This is a genomic window from Rhodococcus sp. FG69 (genome assembly GCF_057808915.1).
Genome location: NZ_JBMDIX010000003.1, coordinates 88,752 through 109,967, shown reverse-complemented (window position 1 = coordinate 109,967; position 21,216 = coordinate 88,752). Strand labels below are relative to the sequence as shown.

At 64.2% G+C, this 21,216-nt stretch carries 18 protein-coding genes, 1 tRNA gene and 1 other RNA gene; 7 read left to right on the top strand and 13 right to left on the bottom strand.

Translation table 11 applies throughout. The features are described from left to right. The first annotated feature begins 9 nt into the window (after positions 1 to 9). On the top strand, positions 10 to 1,182 hold the full coding sequence (locus ACODSO_RS04220) for a cation:proton antiporter (RefSeq protein ID WP_068379299.1): 1,173 nt from the start codon (positions 10 to 12) through the stop codon (positions 1,180 to 1,182). Positions 1,183 to 1,264: 82 nt separating this feature from the next. After that, on the top strand, positions 1,265 to 1,945 hold the full coding sequence (locus ACODSO_RS04215; RefSeq protein WP_489035266.1) for a GntR family transcriptional regulator: 681 nt from the start codon (positions 1,265 to 1,267) through the stop codon (positions 1,943 to 1,945). 88 nt (positions 1,946 to 2,033) lie between these two features. On the opposite strand, the gene ACODSO_RS04210 is transcribed toward ACODSO_RS04215, so the two are convergent. Together ACODSO_RS04210 and ACODSO_RS04205 are read right to left on the bottom strand one after the other, a co-directional pair. Beyond that, a complete protein-coding gene (locus ACODSO_RS04210) occupies positions 2,034 to 4,172 on the bottom strand; it encodes a 3-hydroxyacyl-CoA dehydrogenase NAD-binding domain-containing protein (protein ID WP_489035265.1) in 2,139 nt (712 codons plus the stop codon). 10 nt (positions 4,173 to 4,182) lie between these two features. Further along, on the bottom strand, positions 4,183 to 5,394 hold the full coding sequence (locus ACODSO_RS04205) for an acetyl-CoA C-acetyltransferase (protein WP_489035264.1): 1,212 nt from the start codon (positions 5,392 to 5,394) through the stop codon (positions 4,183 to 4,185). 221 nt (positions 5,395 to 5,615) lie between these two features. On the opposite strand from ACODSO_RS04205, the gene ACODSO_RS04200 reads away from it, so the two are divergent. After that, complete coding sequence (locus tag ACODSO_RS04200; RefSeq protein WP_489035263.1) at positions 5,616 to 5,858, top strand: hypothetical protein; 243 nt, start codon at positions 5,616 to 5,618, stop codon at positions 5,856 to 5,858. 182 nt (positions 5,859 to 6,040) lie between these two features. Here the strand turns inward: ACODSO_RS04200 and ACODSO_RS04195 are convergent, their stop codons facing one another. Genes ACODSO_RS04195 through phoU form a run of 5 tightly spaced genes read right to left on the bottom strand, consistent with a single transcriptional unit; the run spans position 6,041 to position 12,316 of the window. Then, positions 6,041 to 8,254, bottom strand: a complete 2,214-nt coding sequence (locus tag ACODSO_RS04195) for a DNA polymerase III subunits gamma/tau (RefSeq protein ID WP_489035261.1) — start codon at positions 8,252 to 8,254, stop codon at positions 6,041 to 6,043. 60 nt (positions 8,255 to 8,314) lie between these two features. Further along, positions 8,315 to 10,222 carry a helicase-associated domain-containing protein gene (locus ACODSO_RS04190; RefSeq protein ID WP_489035259.1) on the bottom strand — a complete coding sequence of 636 codons (1,908 nt, stop codon included), beginning with the start codon at positions 10,220 to 10,222 and terminating at the stop codon, positions 8,315 to 8,317. Beyond that, positions 10,219 to 10,794, bottom strand: coding sequence for an HhH-GPD-type base excision DNA repair protein (locus ACODSO_RS04185; protein ID WP_489035258.1), 576 nt, complete (start codon positions 10,792 to 10,794; stop codon positions 10,219 to 10,221). The genes ACODSO_RS04190 and ACODSO_RS04185 overlap by 4 nt, the downstream gene beginning before the upstream one ends. 27 nt (positions 10,795 to 10,821) lie before the next feature. Continuing rightward, complete coding sequence (locus ACODSO_RS04180; protein WP_489035256.1) at positions 10,822 to 11,625, bottom strand: transglutaminase-like domain-containing protein; 804 nt, start codon at positions 11,623 to 11,625, stop codon at positions 10,822 to 10,824. Between the two features lie 37 nt (positions 11,626 to 11,662). After that, a complete protein-coding gene (phoU, locus tag ACODSO_RS04175; protein ID WP_489035443.1) occupies positions 11,663 to 12,316 on the bottom strand; it encodes a phosphate signaling complex protein PhoU in 654 nt (217 codons plus the stop codon). A gap of 149 nt (positions 12,317 to 12,465) precedes the next feature. Here phoU and ACODSO_RS04170 point away from each other — a divergent pair, with 149 nt between their 5' ends. Further along, a complete protein-coding gene (locus ACODSO_RS04170) occupies positions 12,466 to 12,795 on the top strand; it encodes a YnfA family protein (RefSeq protein ID WP_489035255.1) in 330 nt (109 codons plus the stop codon). 18 nt (positions 12,796 to 12,813) lie between these two features. Here the strand turns inward: ACODSO_RS04170 and ACODSO_RS04165 are convergent, their stop codons facing one another. Together ACODSO_RS04165 and ACODSO_RS04160 are read right to left on the bottom strand one after the other, a co-directional pair. Next, positions 12,814 to 14,121: a lipase family protein gene (locus ACODSO_RS04165; RefSeq protein ID WP_489035253.1), complete on the bottom strand. Its 1,308-nt coding sequence runs from the start codon at positions 14,119 to 14,121 to the stop codon at positions 12,814 to 12,816. Between the two features lie 147 nt (positions 14,122 to 14,268). Continuing rightward, the gene (locus ACODSO_RS04160; protein WP_489035442.1) at positions 14,269 to 14,913 is read right to left on the bottom strand and encodes a TetR/AcrR family transcriptional regulator; all 645 of its coding nucleotides are present in this window, start codon (positions 14,911 to 14,913) and stop codon (positions 14,269 to 14,271) included. Between the two features lie 128 nt (positions 14,914 to 15,041). On the opposite strand from ACODSO_RS04160, the gene ACODSO_RS04155 reads away from it, so the two are divergent. Next, the gene (locus ACODSO_RS04155; RefSeq protein ID WP_489035251.1) at positions 15,042 to 16,562 is read left to right on the top strand and encodes an MFS transporter; all 1,521 of its coding nucleotides are present in this window, start codon (positions 15,042 to 15,044) and stop codon (positions 16,560 to 16,562) included. Between the two features lie 16 nt (positions 16,563 to 16,578). Here ACODSO_RS04155 and ACODSO_RS04150 read toward each other — a convergent pair whose 3' ends face one another. Beyond that, positions 16,579 to 17,865: an aspartate aminotransferase type Ic gene (locus ACODSO_RS04150; RefSeq protein WP_489035249.1), complete on the bottom strand. Its 1,287-nt coding sequence runs from the start codon at positions 17,863 to 17,865 to the stop codon at positions 16,579 to 16,581. Positions 17,866 to 17,915: 50 nt separating this feature from the next. Beyond that, positions 17,916 to 18,010, bottom strand: an RNA gene (gene ffs, locus ACODSO_RS04145) — signal recognition particle sRNA small type. A gap of 161 nt (positions 18,011 to 18,171) precedes the next feature. On the opposite strand from ffs, the gene ACODSO_RS04140 reads away from it, so the two are divergent. Beyond that, positions 18,172 to 18,259: transfer RNA gene (locus ACODSO_RS04140), tRNA-Ser, on the top strand. Positions 18,260 to 18,334: 75 nt separating this feature from the next. Next, entirely contained in the window at positions 18,335 to 18,892 is a 558-nt protein-coding gene (locus ACODSO_RS04135; RefSeq protein WP_489035247.1) for a TIGR03086 family metal-binding protein, read from the top strand. Between the two features lie 80 nt (positions 18,893 to 18,972). Here the strand turns inward: ACODSO_RS04135 and ACODSO_RS04130 are convergent, their stop codons facing one another. Together ACODSO_RS04130 and ACODSO_RS04125 are read right to left on the bottom strand one after the other, a co-directional pair. Then, positions 18,973 to 19,719: a 3-hydroxybutyrate dehydrogenase gene (locus tag ACODSO_RS04130; protein WP_489035246.1), complete on the bottom strand. Its 747-nt coding sequence runs from the start codon at positions 19,717 to 19,719 to the stop codon at positions 18,973 to 18,975. Beyond that, positions 19,716 to 21,113 (bottom strand): MFS transporter, encoded by a 1,398-nt coding sequence (locus ACODSO_RS04125; RefSeq protein ID WP_489035244.1) that lies wholly within the window; start codon positions 21,111 to 21,113, stop codon positions 19,716 to 19,718. The genes ACODSO_RS04130 and ACODSO_RS04125 overlap by 4 nt, the downstream gene beginning before the upstream one ends. Positions 21,114 to 21,216 lie beyond the last annotated feature (103 nt).

Sequence of the window (21,216 nt, the reverse complement as noted above, 5' to 3'; positions counted from 1 at the left end):
GGTCGACCGATGGCGGAGAGCGCGCTTGCGTTGACCGAGCTCGGCGCAGTGTTCTTCGCACTCGGAATTCTCGCGCGCGTCGCCGGCAAGATCGGCGTCTCACCGATCCCGTTCTACCTACTCGGCGGACTTGCCTTCGGCAACGGTGGTGTCCTCACGCTCGGTGGCATCGACGAATTCACCGAACTTGCCAGCGAAATCGGTGTCGTCCTGCTCCTTCTGCTCCTCGGGCTCGAATACACCGCCACGGAACTCGTCACCGGCCTCCGGCGATCGTGGATGGCGGGAATCGTCGACATCGTTCTCAACTTCACACCGGGAGCCGTCGTCGGCCTGATGCTCGGGTGGGGTGGCGTCGGAGCGCTGGTGCTCGGCGGCGTCACGTACATCTCGTCCTCCGGCATAGTCGCCAAGGTCCTCACCGATCTCGGGCGGCTCGGCAACCGTGAAACACCGGTGGTGCTGTCGATCCTTGTGTTCGAGGACCTGGCGATGGCTGTGTACCTGCCGATCCTGACGACAGTGCTCATGGGGGCCGGTCTACTCGGTGGGCTCGAAGCCCTCGCTGTCTCGCTACTGGTGGTCACCATCGTGCTGGTGGTGGCGCTACGGTACGGCAGATTCGTCTCGGCACTGCTGGACAGCCAGGACCGCGAAGTGATGCTGCTCAATGTCCTCGGTGCGGCGCTGCTCGTCGCCGGCATCGCGTCCGAACTGCAGGTGTCCGCGGCGGTGGGTGCATTCCTCCTCGGAATCGCGATCTCCGGGTCAACGGCCATGAACGCCACCCGTGTGCTCGAACCCCTGCGTGATTTGTTCGCGGCGATGTTCTTCGTGGTGTTCGGCCTGGCAACCGATCCGGCGACCATCCCCCCGGTCCTGGGCTGGGCTATCGTGCTCGCCGTCGTCACCACGTTCACCAAGGTGCTGACTGGAGCCTGGGCGGCGGGGCGTCAGGGGATCGGACTGCCTGGCCGTCTGCGAGCGGGCGCAGCGCTGGTCGCGCGCGGCGAGTTCTCCATCGTCATCGCGGGGCTCGCGGTCGCCGCAGGGGCGGTCGAAGGCGAACTAGCTGCATTGGCCACCGCCTACGTGCTTCTCATGGCGGTACTGGGGCCGGTGGCAGCGCGCGTGGTGGAGCCGCTGGCACGGACGGTCATCGGTCCGAAGCCCTCCCTATGAATGCGGTGTCACGCGGACGGCAACCATCCACTCTCGGGGCGCCGCCTGCATGGCACCCCACCCGTGTGATTTGCTGACCGATATGACTCAGCGGCGTCGCTCTTCATCGGAAGGCGAATCCGCCCTGCGCCGACGCCCACAGCTGTCCGAGGACGTCGCAAACCATGTTCGGCACATGGTCATGTCCGGCGAAGTTCTTCCAGGTAGCTACATCAGGCTCGACGAGACTGCAGCCGAGCTCGGGGTCAGCGTCACCCCGGTGCGGGAGGCACTACTGACACTGCGCGGTGAGGGGATGGTCGAGCTCGTCCCGCACCGCGGATACGTCGTGTCGCCGCTGACCCCGGAAGACATCGTCGACATCTTCTGGTTGCAGGGGCAGATTGCCGTCGAACTCGTACGGCGTGCGGCCCCGAAGATCACCGCCGAGGTGATCTCGGAGCTCGAATCGTTCAATGCATCCCTGGCCGCCGCGGTCGAGAAGGGGCAGGCAGAGGAAGTCGAGTTCAGCGAGTTCGAGTTCCACCGGGTGCTCAACCGGCTCACCAACGCGAACAAGCTGGCGTGGTTCCTCAACAACGCGACCCGGTATACGCCGACGCGGCTGTACGCGTCCGATCCGACGTGGGGGCGAGCGGCGGTACGAAATCACGAGGAGCTGATCGAGGCACTCCGCATCGGCGACGTCGAGCGGGCGTGCACGCTGATGCGGCAGCAATTCACCGACGGAGCCGAGAGGCTCATCGCCTACCGCGGGGCTTAGTCGCAGAAAAAGCCAGTGGCACGGTTAAGTGCATTGGAGTGCACTCAACCGCGCCACTGGGCGCGGAGCGCCCCTACCGAACTTGCAGTCAGCGCAAGGAATCCGGGGCGGTGAAACGCTCACCGTACTTCGCTGCGAGCTCGTCGGCACGCTTGACGAACCCTGCCTGACCACCCTTGTAGCCGACGACGTACTGGTGCACGCCACCGGTCCAGGCGGGGTAGCCGATGCCGAAGATCGAGCCGATGTTGGCGTCAGCGGTGGTGTTCAGGACACCCTCGTCGAAGCACTTCTGGGTCTCGATGGCCTCGATGAACAGCATCCGCTCGATGAGGTCTTCGAACGGAACGTCCGCCGAACCCGACTTGAATGCATCGCGCAGTCCGGGCCACAGGCCGGTGCGCTTGCCGTCTGCGTACTCGTAGAAGCCCGCACCCTTTGCCTTCGACGGACGCTCGAACTCGTCGACCATCTTGTCGATGACTGCACCCGCCGGATCCTCGGGAGGGGTCTGACCCGCAGCAACGAGCGCGTCGTAGGTCTCCTTGCGAATCTTCTGCATCAGGTTGAGCGTCAGCTCGTCGGACAGCTGCAGCGGCGCTGCCGGGTATCCGGCCTGCAGACCTGCCTGCTCGATGGTCGCTGGCTCGACGCCCTCACCGAGCATCGCGATGGCCTCGTTGATGAAGGTGCCGATGACGCGCGAGGTGAAGAATCCGCGACTGTCGTTGACGACGATCGGGGTCTTCTTGATGAGCTGCACCAGGTCGAATGCCTTCGCCAACGCGGCGTCCGACGTCTTGTCGCCGCGGATGATCTCCACGAGCGGCATCTTGTCGACGGGCGAGAAGAAGTGGATCCCGATGAAATCTTCCTGACGCTTCACACCCTGAGCGAGGCTCGTGATGGGCAGCGTCGAGGTGTTGGAACCGAGCAGCGCGGTCGGATCGACCAGATCCTCGATCTCCTGGAAGACCTTCTGCTTGAGCTCCTCGGACTCGAACACGGCCTCGATGACGAGATCCGCGCCTTCGACGTCTTTGGCGTCGGCGGTGGGGTGAATCCGCGCGAGCAGTGCGTCGGACTTCTCCTGCGTGGTCTTGCCACGCGAGAGAGCCTTGGCCTCGATGGCCTCGGAATACGCCTTACCCTTCTGCGCAGACTCGAGCGCCACGTCCTTGAGGACGACCTCGATGCCCGCCTTCGCGCACACGTACGCGATGCCCGCGCCCATCATGCCTGCGCCGAGGACTGCGACCTTGGTGAACGTCGTCTTCTCGATGCCGTCCGGACGTGACTTGCCCGCGTTGATCGCCTGCAGGTCGAAGAAGAACGCCTGAATCATGTTCTTCGAGACCTGGCCGACGACCAACTCGGTGAAGTAACGCGACTCGATGGTGCACGCATTGTCGAAGTCGACCTGCGCACCTTCGACTGCCGCAGCGAGAATCGCGCGCGGAGCCGGCATCGGTGCGCCCTTGATCTGCTTGCGCAGGTTGGACGGGAACGCCGGCAGGACCTGTGCGAGCTTCGGGTTCGACGGCGTGCCGCCGGGGATCTTGTAACCCTTGACGTCCCACGGTGCGACGCCACCCTCCGGGTTGGCCTTGATCCACGCCTTCGCGGCGGGCACCAATTCTTCGATGCTGCCGACCAATTCGTGAATCAGACCGACCTCGAGGGCCTTCGCCGGACGGAACCGGGTGCCTTGTGCGAGGACGGTCATGAAACCGTTCTGGATACCGAGCAGCCGCGTGATACGGGCAACGCCACCGCCGCCGGGCAGCAGGCCGAGCGAGACCTCGGGCAGACCGATCTGCACACCGGGTACGTCGGCCGCGATGCGGTGATGCGTCGCGAGGGCGATTTCGAGTCCGCCGCCGAGTGCTGCACCGTTGATGGCGGACACGACCGGCTTGCCGAGCTTCTCGATGCGACGCAGCTGAGCCTTCACTCCCTGCACCTCGTCGAAGACCTGCTGTGCGTCCTCGGGACGAGTAGCCAGAATGTTGTTCAGATCTCCGCCGGCGAAGAAGGTCTTCTTCGAGGACGTGAGGACAACGCCGGTGATGCTGTCCAGCTCCGCTTCGAGGCGGTCGACGGTGGCGCCCATCGATTCCTTGTAGAGCTGGTTCATCGTGTTGGCGCCCTGGTTCGGGTCGTCCATCGTGAGTACGACGATGCCGTCGGCGTCCTGGTCCCACTTGATCATGTTGTTTTCAGACATCAGTTGTTCCTCAGACTCGCTCGATGATGGTGGCAACGCCCATGCCGCCGCCGATGCACAGGGTGATCAGCGCGTATCGGCCGCCGCGGCGCTCGAGCTCGTCGAGCACAGTTCCGGTGATCATGGCGCCGGTGGCGCCGAGCGGGTGGCCCATCGCGATAGCGCCGCCGTTGACGTTGAGCTTCTCGTTCGGGATCTGAAGATCCTTCTGGAACCGAAGCACGACGGACGCGAACGCCTCGTTGAGTTCGAAGAGATCGATGTCGTCGACGGTCAGTCCCGCAGTTGCGAGAACCTTCTTCGACGCAGGCGTGGGGCCTGTCAACATGATCGTCGTGTCGGCGCCGCTCGTCGCGGTCGCAACGATGCGGGCGCGAGGCACGAGATTCAGGTCCTTGCCTGCCCGCTCGCTGCCGACGAGAACGAGTGCCGCGCCGTCGACGATGCCGGAGCTGTTGCCGCCGGTGTGCACGTGATCGATCTTCTCGATCCAGTGGTACTTCTGCAGCGCTACGTCGTCGAATCCGCCCATCGCGGCGATGCCGGTGAACGCGGGGTTGAGCTTGCCGAGTGACTCGACGGTGCTGCCCGGACGCATGTGCTCGTCCTGATCGAGGATGAGCAGACCGTTCTGGTCGGTGACCGGAACGACGGACTTGGCGAAGTAGCCACCGGACCACGCCGCCGCGGCGCGTTCCTGGGACTGCACGGCATAAGCGTCGACGTCTTCGCGGCTGAACCCCTCGATCGTCGCGATGAGATCGGCGCCGATGCCCTGCGGCGCGAAGTACGTGTCGTAGTTGGTGGCCGGGTCCATCGCCCAGGCTCCACCGTCGCTACCCATCGGGACACGCGACATGGACTCGACGCCACCAGCGATGACGACCTCGTCCCATCCTGAGCGCACCTTCTGTGCTGCCAGGTTGACCGCTTCGAGGCCGGACGCGCAGAACCGGTTGAGCTGGAAGCCGCCGACGGTGTCGGGCATCTTCGCGGCGAGGACCGCGGTGCGCGCGATATCGGCGCCCTGGTCACCCACCGGGGAGACGACACCGAGGATCAGGTCGGAGATTCGGTTCTCGTCGAGGTCTGGGAATCGTCGACGCAGCTCGTCGATCAGGCCGGTGACCAGCGAGATCGGCTTGACGGAGTGCAGTGCACCATTTTTCCCCTTGCCACGCGGGGTTCTGATGGCTTCGTAAATGAACGCTTCTGTAGTCACAGGGCGGTCGTTCCTTCCACGTACTTCTCATTCGGCGGCGGCACCGTAAGGCGCCACTGGACTCGAGGAATACACCTCGGCTTCGTTCAGCCTAGAACGCGTTAGATCACCGGGTGAAGGACCGAAACGAGCGAACTACGTGACCGGTGTGATCGTTTGAGCGGATCGCGGCGGGGGTAGAGCTAAGATCACCAGTGGGGGAACATTGGCCAGCTACGGAGATGATGACCATGGAAACCCAGAAGCCGTTCACGGTCGGGGCGCACGTCAAGGTGCAATACAGCTCCGACCCGACGCTGCCCCGAGATCAATGGAGCAAAGAGTCGGGCGTGATCAAGGAAGACTTCGGCGAGCAGATCACCGCAGCCACCGGTCGCAGCTGGGCACAGGCGCACCGCTTCGCAGTCGCGCTCGACGACGGACGGCTCGTATTCGTGGATCCGGAGAATCTGGAGCAGGCCTGACGGACAGGTGCAGTCCGGCGGGTGCAGTTCCGCGGGCTCAGTCCGGGGGAAGCTAGCACCCTTTATGCAGAGCTAGCACCCCCGCTCGCCTCCGAGCAGGTGTGCTAGCTCGACAAGAGATGTGCTTGCTCCGCAAGAGGTTGTGCTAGCTCCGCAAGAGGTGTGCTTGGTCCACGCGGGATCTACTCCTTCAGCGGAGTCGCCCCGAGCTGCGCCTGCAACAGTTCCATAGCAACGGTCTCCGGATCACGTCGAACCGATGGGTCGGCGGGTTCGGCTGCGGCCTTGAGTAGCTCTTCCTCGTCCTCCGGAGTTTCAGGCGGCGGTGGTCCGGCCGGCTCGGGCTCGTCCGGGTAGTCGGGGGCCTCGGGCGGCGGAATGTCGTCGTACGCAGAACCACCGCTCCCTCCCGAACCAGCCGCTACCGAACCGTCGCCTGCCGACCCGAAGCCGTCGTCGGTCGTACGTGCCGGCTTACTCTGGCTCGGACGCGAAAACTTGGTCGGCGGGGTCTTCGGGGCTTCCTGCGCGCCCTTGGACACCGGAGAGTCGTCGGCGGGTGCGGCTGCTCCGACGACACAGGTCACGGCCCAGTCGACGCCGAACACGTCACGCAGTGCGTCACTGATGACGTCGGCATTCCTCGGTTCCTGCAGCCGCTTGGCGAGGGGAGCCGAATCGTGGCCGAGCGTGATCGACCCGGCGTCGACCGCCCGCACCGAAGCTCCGGAAAGCATGACCTCGACGGTGCGGCTGCGTTCGCGGACCTTGACTCTGACCTCGGACCACACCGCGCGCACCGCCGCTGCATCGGGTTGATTGGACGCAGCGACAACAGGTTCGGGCTCAGGTACAGCCGCTGGTTCGGGCTCAGGTACAGCCGCTGGTTCGGGTACTGGTTCAGCCGCAGCTGGCGCGGGTTCGGGCTCAGGTTCAGCCGCTGGTTCGGGCTCTGGTTCAGGCGCCGCAGGCGCAGGTTCGGGCTGTGGTTCCGGAACAGGCTCGGGCTGTGGTTCCGGAACAGGCTCGGGCTCTGGTTCCGGCGTTGGATCAGGCGCGGGCGCGGACTCAGCAGGCGGCACCACAGCAGCAGGCACCGGCTCAGCAGGAGCAGCATCGGCCGCCGGCCGCTGGGACGGACGGACGAACTTGGGCGCAACCTCCTCGACGGGCGGTGCCGCCTCGGGTCGACGCTGCACAGTCACCTGATCGACAGCGGCTTGCTCGCCCGCGGGAAGAGTGACGTCGAGCCGTCGCTCCAGCCGCTCCAGCCGCTGCAATACAGCCGATTCCGCATCCGACGCAGACGGAAGCAGCATCCGAGCGCACATCACTTCGAGGAGCAGCCGCGGAGCCGTGGCGCCTCTCATCTCACCGAGACCGGTGTGAACGATCTCGGCGTAGCGAGCGAGGGTCGCCGACCCGATGCGTTCGGACTCCTCGCGCACACGCTCGAGGACGTCACCGGGGACGTCGACGAGGCCACGCTCGCCCGCGTCCGGGACGGCACGCATCAAGATCAGATCGCGAAGTCTCTCGAGGAGGTCGGTCGCGAACCGACGTGGATCGTGACCGGCGTCGACGACCTTGTCGATGGTCCCGAACAGCGAGCCGCCGTCGCCGACTGCCAGCGCGTCGACGGCCTCGTCGATGAGCGCGACATCGGTGACGCCGAGCAACGACAGCGCTCGCGGGTACGTGACTCCTTCCGGCCCGGCACCGGCAAGCAGTTGGTCGAGCACGCTGAGGGAGTCACGCGGCGAACCGCCACCCGCACGGATGACCAGCGGAAAAACCGGGGCCTCGACCTCGACATTCTCCTGCGCGCAGATCTTTTCCAGCAACCCACGCATCGTCGACGGCGGAAGCAGACGGAACGGATAGTGGTGTGTCCGCGACCGGATGGTCGGAAGGACCTTTTCCGGTTCCGTCGTCGCGAAGATGAATACGAGATGTTCGGGCGGCTCTTCGACGACCTTGAGCAGCGCGTTGAAGCCCGCCGTCGTGACCATGTGGGCCTCGTCGATGATGAAGATGACGTAGCGCGATTCGGCGGGCGCATAGACGGCCTTGTCGCGAAGATCACGGGCGTCGTCGACGCCACCGTGACTCGCTGCGTCCATCTCCACCACGTCGAGGTTTCCGGGTCCGCCCGGTGCGAGGGCGACGCAGGAATTGCACACGCCGCACGGCGTCGATGTCGGACCCTCGGCGCAGTTCAGCGATCGCGCGAGGATGCGCGCAGACGAGGTCTTTCCGCAGCCGCGAGGGCCGGAGAAGAGATAGGCGTGGTTGATCCGATTGGCGTTCAGCGCAACACTCAACGGCTCGGTGACGTGCTCCTGCCCGACGACATCAGCGAACGTCGCAGGACGGTACTTCCGGTAGAGAGCCACGCCTGGAAGGGTACCGGCGCACACCGACGCAAGCATCGATGGCCCGATACAAGACCCGAGTCATTCCGTGGGCTGGACCATTCGAATGCGCGTGAGGGTGATGCTGCGTCGCCCGTTCGACTGTGCCGACCATCCGTGAACGACTCCTGCGTCGAGCACGACGTCGCTGAGCTCGTCCATGATCGTGCCGCGCTTGGTATCCAGGCAATTCACCCGGACCGTGCCCCCAAGGGCAACCGCACGGGCCAATGCATCGACATCACGCGGCGCAAGCTGACACCATGCTCGGATCGACCCGGCCACTCGATCGACGTCGACCTCCACCGCCTTTCCCGACGCCAGTGCCGCGGCGAGGACAGCAGGTGGGGTGCCCGCCCGAATCGCGAACACCGGACCGGAAGCCGTCCGGGGTGCCTTGGCCCTGGAGACCTTCATCTCTGCCGCTGCACCCTCGACTGTCGGCGCATGCCCGGCTTCGCGGAGAACGTCCAGAACCAGATGGGCCGGAAGTGACGATACGACGACGGTGGGGGCGACGATGCGTGACTTCAACTTCGCCAATGACGCTATCTCTCGAATCAGCGATTCGTCGTCGCTCACGACGACACTCGACGCGGAACGGACGACCATGTGGCCGTGTCTCCGCGCGCAATCCTTGATCAAGTAGTCGAGCGACTGCGGTATGTCGGTGACGGCGACCTCGGACAGTTCGGCACACAGGTTCTCGGCCGTGCCACCGTCGTCGAAATATCGTCGAACCGATGCCGGGGAGAAACGCCACGTCGACGCCGCATCTTTCGACTCGGCGATGGCAGCGCCGGAGAGGAGGTTCGAGATGCGTTCGCTTACCGGTCCGGTCACGACGGCGGTGAGATCGGGCAACAGCCGCAGCACACACTCCGATCCGTCGACGATGCGGTCCACGATCGGAGCGATGACCGTCTCGACAGCGCCCACGCCGCAACGACCGAGACCGCCGAGCGCGCTCGACAGTTCGGTCGGCGCATGACCCGCCAGCAGTCCCAGCCACGACAGTTCACGCCAGATCGCCTCGAGGTCCCCTGGATCGGCTGCGTCGACGAATCCCGGCAGTAACCACTCGAAATAGCGAAGCGCCGATGCGTCGTCGGCGACGCCCTTCGGTGGCATGGATGCGAGAACAGCGTGCCGAAGCATCGCAGTGGACGCATTGCTCGGATACACGCTCAGCACCTTGGCGCCCGAGAGATTGGTCGGCGAACCGTCCAGGCACCACCACCCGGCGATCATCGACACCAGCTTCTCCGCGCGGCTCGACGCCTTCCATGCGGGGAAGTCTGTGGTGCTTCGCACGACGCCGCGTCCATGCTGAAGCAGTCCCATCGACCGGCCCAGTTCCAGCACCAGTTCGACCACCGAACTGTGCTCTGCGTCAACGGCTGTGGTCAATGTTCGGATTTCGCGGGCACCGACGCCGCCCGCCTTCACCGTCGAGACGCTCCCCGAATCGACCGCGTCGAGCACTGCGTCGGCCGTCTCGCAGAAGCGTGCGATTGCCCGCTGCTGTCCCGCGAAGTCCATGTCTGCAGGCTCGCCTGGCCACGGGCACGCCAGGCTCGGGACACCATCGAGTTCGAGTCCATCGAGCGGGGATGTCCGATACCCGTCGCCGCTCGGCCACGCGAGGGCCCGGTCGACGAGCGCTGCCAGGGCTCGGTCGATGTCCTCCGCCGTGTTCCGGCCGCCTTCGTCGAATCTGACGGCGAGCTCCGAGCGCGTCCGGATGTCCTTCGATGCCGCCAGGACACTCCGCGCGCCATGGTCGAGCGAACGCACGGCCGCGCCCACCGACTGCGGAGTCTGCAGCAGGTGAGCCAGTGCTGCATAGGTGCGCGGCGGGGGGTCGATTGCGACGTCGATGCGGTTGTCGAGCAGCCGCGCAAGTGCCGCCTCGTCCAGACCTTCGAGCCACTCGCGCTGCGACGTCACTTCTTCTTCGCTGCAGCCTTGGCGGCCTTCTTGAACTCACGCACTTCGAGGAGTGACTTCTCGTCGACGACGTCGGCAATGGAACGCCGAGATCCGTCGTCCCCGTACGCACCTGCGGCCGTGCGCCAACCCTCGGGGGTGACACCCATCTGCTTTCCGAGAAGAGCAAGGAAGATCCGTGCTTTCTGATCGCCGTATCCGGGAAGTGCTTTCAGTCGCTTCAGCACTTCGGCACCGTTGGGGTCGCCCCGGCGCCAGAGCTCGTCGGGCTTGCCGTCGTAGTTGTCGACAAGAAACTGCGCGAGTCCCTGGATGCGCTTGGCCATCGACCCCGGGAATCGATGCACAGCAGGAGTCGTGGCACAGACGGCGGCGAACTCGTCGGGATCCGCTTCCGCGATGGTGTCGACGTTCAGGTCACCGAGCCTGTCGACGAGCTTCTTCGGACCTGCGAACGCCGATTCCATCGGTACCTGCTGATCGAGAAGCATGCCGATGAGCAACGCGAACGGGTCCTCCGCCAGCAGTGCGTCGGCCTCGACGTCACCGGTCAGGTGCAGTGTGGGAGACATGACCGAATCTTCTCACGCACGAGAGGCCTAGGTGATCGACACCAACTGCGTGATGTCGTCGAACGGCAACGGCCCGTCGACGATGGCCCCGACGACCGCGTTGTTCAACGTGATCGATCCGCCGTGGTTGTCGAGGAAGGCCGTGTCGGCGGCGTCGCGCCCGGTTGCAATGCGCACCAGCGTCGAACGGGGTGCGAGGCAGGTGGCGTCGACGACCCGCCACTGACCTTCGACGAACGCTTCGGCGACTGCGTGGAAGTCCATCGGATCGCACCCGGGCGCGTACACCGCGACGAGCCGAGCCGGAACGTTGACCGCACGAAGGAGTGCCACGACGAGATGGGTGTAGTCGCGGCACACACCGGCACCGGCCAGCAGCGTGTCGACGGCACCGTCGATCGGATCACTGCTTCCCGGCACGTAGCTCAGCCGAGCGCCGACCCACGACGACACCTCGGCGAGAAGCTTCTCCGACGGTTCGTAGGATCCGAATTCCGTTGCGGCGAAACCGAAGAACTTGTCGGCTTCGGAGTATCGACTCGGTCTGAGGTACAGCGACAGATCGTAGTCCGACGCCGGCGCCGGTTCGGTATTGCCGTAGATCGTGGCCGAGTAGGACACTTCGAGTTTGCCGACGCCCGCATGCAGCTTGTGGATGCGCGTACCGTGCGCGCCACTGATCTCCTGCGCGTCGACGGGTTGCCCGTCGAGTGTGAACGACAGTGCTTCCCACACGTCCGCGCCGGGATGCGGTGCTACCGCGATCTGAAATTCGAGTGTGCTGGCCTCGGTGACATCCACGTCGAGGTAGGCCGAGACGTCACGTTTCATTGTGGTGATCCTGCCATCAGTCGGACGAACGTGCAGATCATGAGTCTTCAGAACGAAATTCTCCGGTGGCGAGGAAGATGACGCGCTTGGCGACTTCGACGGTGTGATCGCTGAAACGCTCGTAGAACCTGCCGAGCAAGGTGATGTCGACTGCAGCGGGAACCCCGTACGGCCAGTCCGGCGCGGAGGTCAGCACGAAGAGACTGCGGTGCAGCTGGTCCATCTCCTCGTCGGCCGTCTTCAGCTCGGCCGCGAGCTCCGGATCCCGCGTCAACAGAACCTCACGCGTCGATCTTGCCTGCGCGACGGCCACGCGCCCCATCTCGGCGAACACGGCCTCCGCTTCGGGAGGAAGCACGTGAGCAGGGTGACGCCGCCGGACAAGCTCGGCGACATGGATCGCGAGCCCACCCATTCGCTGGAGGTCGGCGACGATGTGGATCCCGCTGACCATGATCCGCAGGTCGAGTGCGACGGGCGCTTGCAGCGCGAGTACCGAGAATGCCTTGAGTTCCCATTCGGTCGCGAGCAGGTCGATCTCGTCGCGGCTGCCGATCGTCTCCTCGGCCAAGTGCAGGTCAGCGTTCAGCAGCGCGGTCGTTGCCGACTCCATCGCCGACTCGGCCAACCTGCACATGTCGGTCAGGTCGGAGCGAACCGAATCGAGCTGCTCGTTGTAGGACTCACGCATGACGGCAGCCATTTGCGGCTGTGCGCGCGAGCGAGCGCTGTTCGTCGAAAGTCCCCATGTGCGCTGATCCTCACCGTAGAAATCTACGTGTCGTTGTACCCCCGCCTGCATCTTTCTACACTTCGGGGATTTGTGGGATCCTGCTGCCCGTGACGGTCGTCAAATCGATTCTGTTGTTCGGTGTAGCTGCTGTGTTCGAAATCGGCGGTGCATGGCTGATCTGGCAGGGCATCCGTGAGCACCGCGGCTGGATCTGGATCGGCGCAGGGGTGATCGCACTCGGCGCGTACGGCTTCGTTGCGACGCTCCAGCCCGACGCCAACTTCGGTCGCATACTCGCGGCCTACGGTGGCGTCTTCGTCGTAGGGTCGCTGGCGTGGGCGATGGTCGCCGACGGCTTCCGCCCCGACCGGTGGGACGTCACCGGCGCGTTGATCTGTCTGGCCGGCGTCGCCGTGATCATGTACGGCCCGCGCTGACTCGCGAGCCACACATGATCAGCAGTTGGTCGGCGCAGGCACTCCGTAGAAGCGATCCTTGATCCAGTTCTGTGCCTCGCCGATACCGAGAAGGTCCGGGATGAGGTGTCCTGCACCCGATCCGGGAACGATCGCCGGAACCTGCGCGGCACTGAGCTGAACCGTGGCACCTTTGCTGCACCACGCGCCGCCGAGTTCGACGGCCTGTCCGTGCGGAACGATGTCGTCGGACGTGCCGGACTGGATCAGCACCGGAGCCGTCGGGGTACGTTCGCCGATCTTGTTCTTCGACAGGATTTCCTGCGCTATCGGCAACCGGTCGAGCACAACAGACATCGGTTCGCCGGTGGTGGTGTACTCGGTGGTTCGGTGCAGCCCCACGGTCAGAATCGTCTCGCCGACACACTGATTGGCGACCAGGTTCAGCATCGCCCTCCCTGCGTCGTTGATGTTCGCGTCGATGATCGGCCGCAGACCGGGATCGGATTCGAGTAGTCCGTTGAGGGTGTATCCGATGACACCGGTCAAAATGGTTCCGTCCACCTGATCGAGCGTCTGCTTCAGGTCCGCGGGCGGGGCGCCGGCGTAGGTGCCGACGAGGTCGAGTTCGGGGGCGTACTCACCGGCCAGTTCGGCTGCAGCAGCTGCCGCACCGCCGCCCTGCGAATACCCGTAGGCCGCAACGGGTCCGTCCGCGGAGATCTTGGTGCCCTGCAGGTTCTGGGCAGCCCGGACAGCGTCGAGAACCGCGTGCGCTTCGGAAGCTCGGTTGACATAGGTGTGCGCACCCGGCGTACCCAGTCCCTCGTAGTCGGTGATCACGACGCCGTAGCCCTGAGACAACAGAGAGTACGCGGCGAGAATTTCGTACTCGACCATGAATCCCAGCGGAGGCGTGTAGGTGATGAGGCGGTTCAGCATCCGCGACGGCGCGCACTGATCGCCTTGCCCTTGGGTGCCGGGGGCCAGCACGACGAGCGGCCTCGGCCCAGGTCCTGTCCAGTCCGCGGCAGGATCGATGTACGTTCCGGTCACCGCGTTCGGAGCGTCGTTGGAATCGGTGCTGCGGTACATGATTCGTGTGGCGACACCCGGAAGTGTCCCGCCGATTCCGGGTACCGAGATCGCCAGCGGCGACGGCTCGGTGCGGAGAACATCACCCGGCGCGCCCGCAGGCAACGGACTCGGGGGCGTGTAGAAGTCGGACGCCCCGGTCGAGCCTGTCGACGATCCCGAGGGCGGTTGCGCCGACGCGAGCGGCGTCATCACCGTCGCGACCAACACCGCGGCACCGATTGCCGAACCGAATATCCGTGACACCCGCATGCGTGAGAACCCCCCGTACGTCCGACCGCTCCTTACCGAGCGGTAGTAAGACTTCGAAACGGACCATACGTGATGGGGCACACAAAATGAAAGGAGGGTTGAGCGGATCACACTATCCTGCGGTAATCGGTCGGGAGATTCTCCATTTCACCGACGTCGACGATGCATCTCGGCTTTCGCAGCGGTGATCTCGTCCGTAGTCAGCGCACGACCGGGCAGCGCGGACATACCTGAATCGGCTCGCAGACCATCCATGACGATCGCGAAATAGCGCTTCCAGTTCGCGGGCTCCACGCAGCCCATGAACTCGGACGCTGCGCTGACCATCCCGATCAGCGGGAAGAGGTCGTTGACCTCGACATCAGCTCGTAGGCGACCCGAATCTTTCGCACGAATGACAATTCGTTCGACGAACGGCTCGATCCGTTCACGCATCTTGGCGATCCCATTGCAGCCCTCGTCGGTACCCAGCACGACGTCACCGAGGCCCTTGTCTGCCGATATCCCTTCGAACAGCTTCGTGAGGAACATGACCAGACCATCCCAGGGATCCTCGACCAGCAACGATTCTTCTGCACTGGCCAGCATGTCCTCGAGGCGTTGCTCGAACACCCCGTCGATCAGTTCTTCCTTGCAGGAGAACCGCCGATACACCGTCCCGACGCCGACCTTCGCGTGAGCCGCGACGTCATCGAGAGTGATGTCGATCCCGCGAGAGGCGAACAGCTCACGCGCCGCATCGACGATGCGTCGGCGATTGCGTTCGGCATCGGCCCGCAGCGGCTTCTTGATGCATGTGTCGTCTTTCACAGTCAATGCGTGTCCGTTTCACCCGATAAGCGGAGGCAATACCTCCACTTAACTGCTATCTTCGCTCTATCCGGAGGATACACCTCCGCATAGTCGATCGAAGGAACACCATGACCGCATTGTCACCCGACGACACCACGTCGTCAGAACTGGCAACGGGGGAAACCACCGAAGCCAAGTCCCACCGAAATCGTTGGTTGATCCTGGCCACGCTGGGTCTCGCCCAGCTCATGGTGGTGCTCGATGCCACCGTCGTGAACATCGCACTCCCCGCCGCGCAGCTCGACCTCGGGTTCGACAACAGCAACCGCTCATGGGTCGTCACCGCCTACGCGCTCGCTTTCGGCAGCCTCCTGCTGCTCGGCGGCCGACTCAGCGACCTCTTCGGTCGTCGCAACACCTTCCTCGTAGGCCTTGTCGGTTTCGCCGTGATGTCCGCGGTCGGCGGGGCGGCAGTCAACTTCGGCATGCTGGTCGCCGCACGAGCAGGTCAAGGCGTGTTCGGCGCCCTACTGGCACCGGCGGCCCTGTCCCTCCTCGCGACCACGTTCACCGATCCGAAGGAACGCGCGAAGGCATTCGGCATCTTCGGTGCGATCGCCGGCGGCGGCGGCGCACTCGGACTCCTGTTGGGCGGAATGCTCACCGAGTGGGCCAACTGGCGCTGGAGTCTCTACATCAACCTCTTCTTCGCAGCGTTCGCGTTCGTCGCCGGGTTCGTCCTGCTGGCGAAGCACAAGGTCGACGTGCGGCCACGCCTGGACATCCCGGGCACCGTCACCGTGTCGGCAGCACTCTTCGCCATCGTCTACGGCTTCGCGCACGCCGAGTCCGACGGCTGGGGCAACACTGTCACCATCGCGTTCCTGGTGGTAGGCGCCGTATTGCTCGGAGTGTTCTTCGGAATTCAGCAGCGCGTAGAACATCCGTTGCTTCCGCTCCGGATCATCCTCGACCGCACTCGAGCCGGATCCTTCCTCGCCGTATTCATCTCCGGCGCAGGCATGTTCGCAGTGTTCCTGTTCCTGACCTACTACCTGCAGAACACACTCGGTTTCACTCCGATCAGCACCGGTTTCGCGTTCATGCCGATGATCGGCGCGCTCATCGTCACTGCAACGTTGTCGACAGCGATCGTGCTGCCACGATTCGGACCACGAATCCTCATGACTGGAGGACTCCTCGTCGCGGCGCTCGGCATGGGACTGCTCACGCAGATCGACGTCGATTCCAGCTATGCGACGCACATCCTGCCCGGCCTCGTCATCATGGGTCTCGGGCTCGGCGCGACGATGGCGCCAGCAATGCAGGGCGCAATCTCGGGTGTCGACCCCGACGATTCCGGAGTGGCGTCGGCGACCGTCAACACGATGCAGCAAATCGGCGGATCGATCGGTACCGCGCTGCTGAGCACCATTGCGGCAACGGCTGCGGCGAACTACGTCACCGACAACATGGCGACAGCAGCGAGTGCCCAGGCCCTTGCCGCACACGCCGAGGTTGCCAGCTACACCACGACGTTCTGGTGGGCGACAGGAATCTTCCTGCTCGGCGCGGCCGTCTCGGCGATCGTCGTCAAGCCGGGGTTGCTACCGGACGCCCCTGAAGGCGCGGTAGTCGTAGGGCACTAGAGGGCGCTCCGCGCCACTAGCTGCGGAGCAGCTTTTCCGTCGCGGCCAGCAGAACGCAGGTCGCGACGCCGTTCATGGACTTCTCCAGCTCGTCGAGCGATGGGAAGCTGGGGGCGAGGCGAATGTTCCGGTCGAGCGGGTCCTTCTTGTACGGGAATGCAGACCCTGCGCCCGTCAACGCGATTCCGGCGTTCTTCGCCAAATCGATCGACCGAGCCGCCGTTCCCTCGAGCACGTCGAGCGAGATGAAGTAACCGCCCTTCGGCTCGGTCCACGAAGCGATCTTGGACGCACCGAGTCGGTCGTCGAGAATCTGCTGAACCAGCGCGAACTTGGGTGCCAGGATGTCGCGATGCTTCGCCATGTGGGCGCGAACACCCTCGGCATCACCGAAGAACCGCAGGTGGCGAAGCTGATTGAGCTTGTCCGGTCCGATGCTCTTCTTACCGAGGTGCTTCTGGTACCACTCCAGGTTCTCGTCGGAGCTACCGAAGAAGCTGACGCCGGCTCCGGCGAACGTGATTTTCGACGTCGATGCAAGCACGAACGGCCGGTTGGCGTTCCCTGCCTCGGCAGCCCAACCCAGCACGTCGTACGAGGGGGCGAACTCTTCTGCGATCGGGTGCACCGCATACGCGTTGTCCCAGAACAGACGGAAGTCCGGAGCCGCAGTAGGCATGGTCGCCAGCGTCCGAACGATCTCCTCGGAGTACACAGCGCCGGTCGGGTTCGAGTAGTTCGGGACTGCCCACATTCCCTTGATCTGCGGGTCCGCAGCAACCAACCTGGTGATCTCCGCGATGTCCGGGCCGTCGGGCAGCATCGGGATGGAGATCATGTCGATACCGAAGCTCTCGGTGATCGCGAAGTGCCGGTCGTATCCGGGGGCCGGGCACAGGAACCTGATGTTCGGCTCGGCCGACCAGGCGCGAGGAGAGTCCGGCAATCCGTGCAGCAACGCCCATACGACGAGGTCGTGCATGATTTCCAGGCTCGCGTTGTTGCCTGCCACCAGATTTTTGACCGGGATGTTCAGCAACTCACCGAAGATTGCACGCAGCTCGGGAAGACCGCCCAAACCGCCGTAGTTGCGGCAGTCCGTGCCGTTGCCGTCGCGGAAGTCCTCGCCGGGGAGCGTCAGCAGGCCTGCAGCGAGATCGAGCTGCTCGGGCGACGGCTTTCCGCGGGTGAGGTCCAGAGCAAGATTCTCGGCCTTCAACTGCTCGTACTTCACAGCCTGACGCTCGTGCTCTGAGGCGAGCTCCTCATGGTTCATCAGACCCAACTGGGTTTGCGCTGGCATGCGGAGCGGCCTCTCGGTGTCTGGTCCCTCGACTGTGTTGATCCACAAAATAAAGGGGACCCCGCGCACCCGGCAGAGCCCATTGACCCTTGCTGCCTTCCGGCCCTGGGGGAGTTCACAGGATGCGCGCCGCGCGGGATCCATTGAAGAGTGTAGCCGTACCCGCGAGGCCGACGGGTCGGTGCCCCTCGCTGCGGCCGCTCGACAGGCGCCTGGAAGCTGTCAGATCGTATGAATGTGCCGTTCAAGCGATCACGGACCGGCCCGTTTGGGAGATGGAGGGGGTGACCCGGTATGCTTCCCCACGGAGGATTCGCCTAGTGGCCTATGGCGCTCGCCTGGAACGCGGGTTGGGTTAACGCCCTCAGGGGTTCAAATCCCCTATCCTCCGCCAACGGGACAGCCCCTGCGATACGTCGCAGGGGCTTTTTCGTGTTCGACTCGCGAGAATTGCCGCAGAATCTGTGACATGACCTCCACCGAAACGACCGCCGACCGCTACCGCAGGCTCGCAGCCGCACTCACGACGCGCATCGACGCTGTGCCCTCGGACAAGTGGGACACCGCCTCGACCTGCGCCGGATGGACCCTCCGTGACGTCGTCCGCCACATCCTCGACACTCAACGCGGTGCTCTGACGCCTGTCGGGCTGACCATCCCCGATTGCCCCGCCGTCGACGACGACCCGGTCGCTGCGTGGGTGCACACCCGGGACGCAATGCAGGACATTCTCGACGATCCGGCGCGAGCAAATCTGGAATACGACGGGCATTTCGGACGCACCGACCTGGCGTCGTCCATTCGATCGTTCTACTGCCTCGACCTCATCGTGCACGCGTGGGACATTGCCCACCCGACCGGTTTGGACGACAGCATCGCCGACGAGGACCTCGATTTCGTCGAGGCGTTCATCGCCGAGATGGGTGACAACATCCGGATGGACGGGGTCTGCGGGCCTGAAGTGCAGGTCCCCGCCGACGCCGACCGGCAGACGAAGGTGCTGGCCCAGCTGGGCCGAACGGTCTGATCCGCTGCATCACCGCCGGACGAAGAACGCACGCACGGGCTCGACAGCCCGTGCGTGCGTCATTGTTCGTCTCGCTGCACTTACCGCGCAGACCAACCGCCGTCCATCGTGTAGGACGCACCCGTGACCATGCTTGCGTCAGCGGAGGCCAACCACCCGACGAGCGATCCGACTTCCTCGGGCTCGACGAGTCTCTTGATCGCACTCTCGGTCAGCATGACCTTTTCGAGCACCTGGTCCTCGTCGATCCCGTGGGCCGCAGCCTGATCCCTGATCTGCTTCTCCACCAACGGCGTTCGCACATACCCCGGGTTGACGCAGTTGCTGGTCACGCCGTACTTGCCACCTTCGAGAGCAGTCACCTTCGACAGACCTTCGAGGGCATGTTTCGCGGTCACGTACGCAACCTTGTACTCGGATGCTCGGAGACCGTGCACGGACGACAGATTGATCACCCTGCCGAACCCTCGGGCGTACATCCCGGGCAGCGCCGCGCGAATCAACAGGAACGGGGCCTCCACCATCAACGTCTGAATCCGACGAAACGCTGCCGGCTCGAAATCGACTATCGGAGCGACGGTCTGAATTCCCGCATTGTTGACGAGAATGTCGACGTCGAGCGACAAGTCCTCCAACGCCGAGACGTCGAGCAGATCCACTGCCCACGCGTCACCGCGTAATTCGACGGCCAACTCCTTGGCCGCAACCTCGTCGACGTCGGCGATCGTGACCTTCGCACCGTGCGAAGCCAATCGACGGGCACACGCAGCGCCGATCCCCGACGCCCCGCCCGTCACCAGCGCGGAACGCCCGGCCAAATCGGTCACTTCAGGCCGGCCTTCGCCAGTTCCGCCTCGGTGGCGAGGTTCTTGGCGTCGGCGATGTCGATGCTCTCGAGCGCCAATCCCTTCGTCTCACGAGCGATGACGACGGCGACCACGGTGATGGAGCAGGCACCGGCCAGGTACCAGGCGATCGGAACCGACGAGCCGTAGATGTCGAGCAGCTTCACCGCGATGATCGGGGCGAGCGAACCGGCGACGATCGAAGTGACCTGGTAGCCAAGGGACACACCGGAGTACCGCATGCGCGTCGGGAACATCTCTGCCATGATCGCCGGCTGTGTGGCGTACATGAAGGCATGGAACAGCAGTCCGATGATGATGGCCAGCATGATGACGACGTTGTGACCGCTGTTCATCATCGGGAACGCGAAGAAGCCCCACGTTGCTGCCGTGACGGCACCGACGAAGTACACCGGACGACGGCCGATTCGGTCGGCAAGCCTGCCCACCAACGGAATTGCGCAGAAGTGGATAGCGTGGGCGATGAGCATCCACCACAGGATGGTCGAGGTGTCGGTACCGACCTCCACCTTCAGGTACGTGATGGAGAAGGTGACGACGAGGTAGTACATGACGTTCTCACCGAAACGCAGGCCCATGGCCGTGAACACGCCACGTGGGTAACGCTTGACGACCTCGAACACACCGTACGACGCTGCCTTGATGACCTCGGCTTGCTTGTGTGCCTCGAGGAAGATCGGGGCGTCGGAGACCTTGGTGCGGATGTAGTAGCCGACGAACACGATGACCGCGGACAGCCAGAACGCGACGCGCCAACCCCAGCTGAGGAATGCCTCGTCGGACAGGGTTGTCGTCAGAACCAACAACGCGACGGTCGCCAGCAGGTTACCTGCAGGGACGCCGGCCTGCGGCCAGCTTGCCCAGAAGCCTCGACTCTTGTTCGGACTGTGTTCTGCGACAAGGAGAACCGCGCCTCCCCATTCGCCACCGACGGCGAATCCCTGGATGAACCGCAGAGTCACCAGCAGTGCGGGTGCCCAGTAGCCGATTGCCTCGAATGTCGGCAGACAGCCCATGAGGAAGGTGGCGCCACCGACGAGGACAAGACTGAACTGCAGCAATTTCTTTCGGCCGTACTTGTCACCGTAGTGACCGAATACGATGCCGCCCAACGGCCGTGCGACGAAGCCGACGGCGTAGGTGACGAATGCGGCCAGGATGGCGTCGAGCTCGCTTGTTCCGGCGGCGAAGAAGATCTTGGAGAACACCAGTGTCGCGGCGGTTCCGTAGAGAAAGAACTCGTACCACTCGACGATGGTGCCTGCCATCGAGGCACCGACGACCTTCTTGAGGCCTGAGGGTGTCGCATCGGGGTCCGGTTCGGACCGTCCTGCCAGCGGCTGATCGACGCTCATTGATTCTCCTGTGTTACTCGGCACTTCAGGTTCATTGTTGTGACAGACCACACATTGGCGGGTTGTCCTGAGTATTGGTGCAGATCTTTGTCGACGCAAGAGC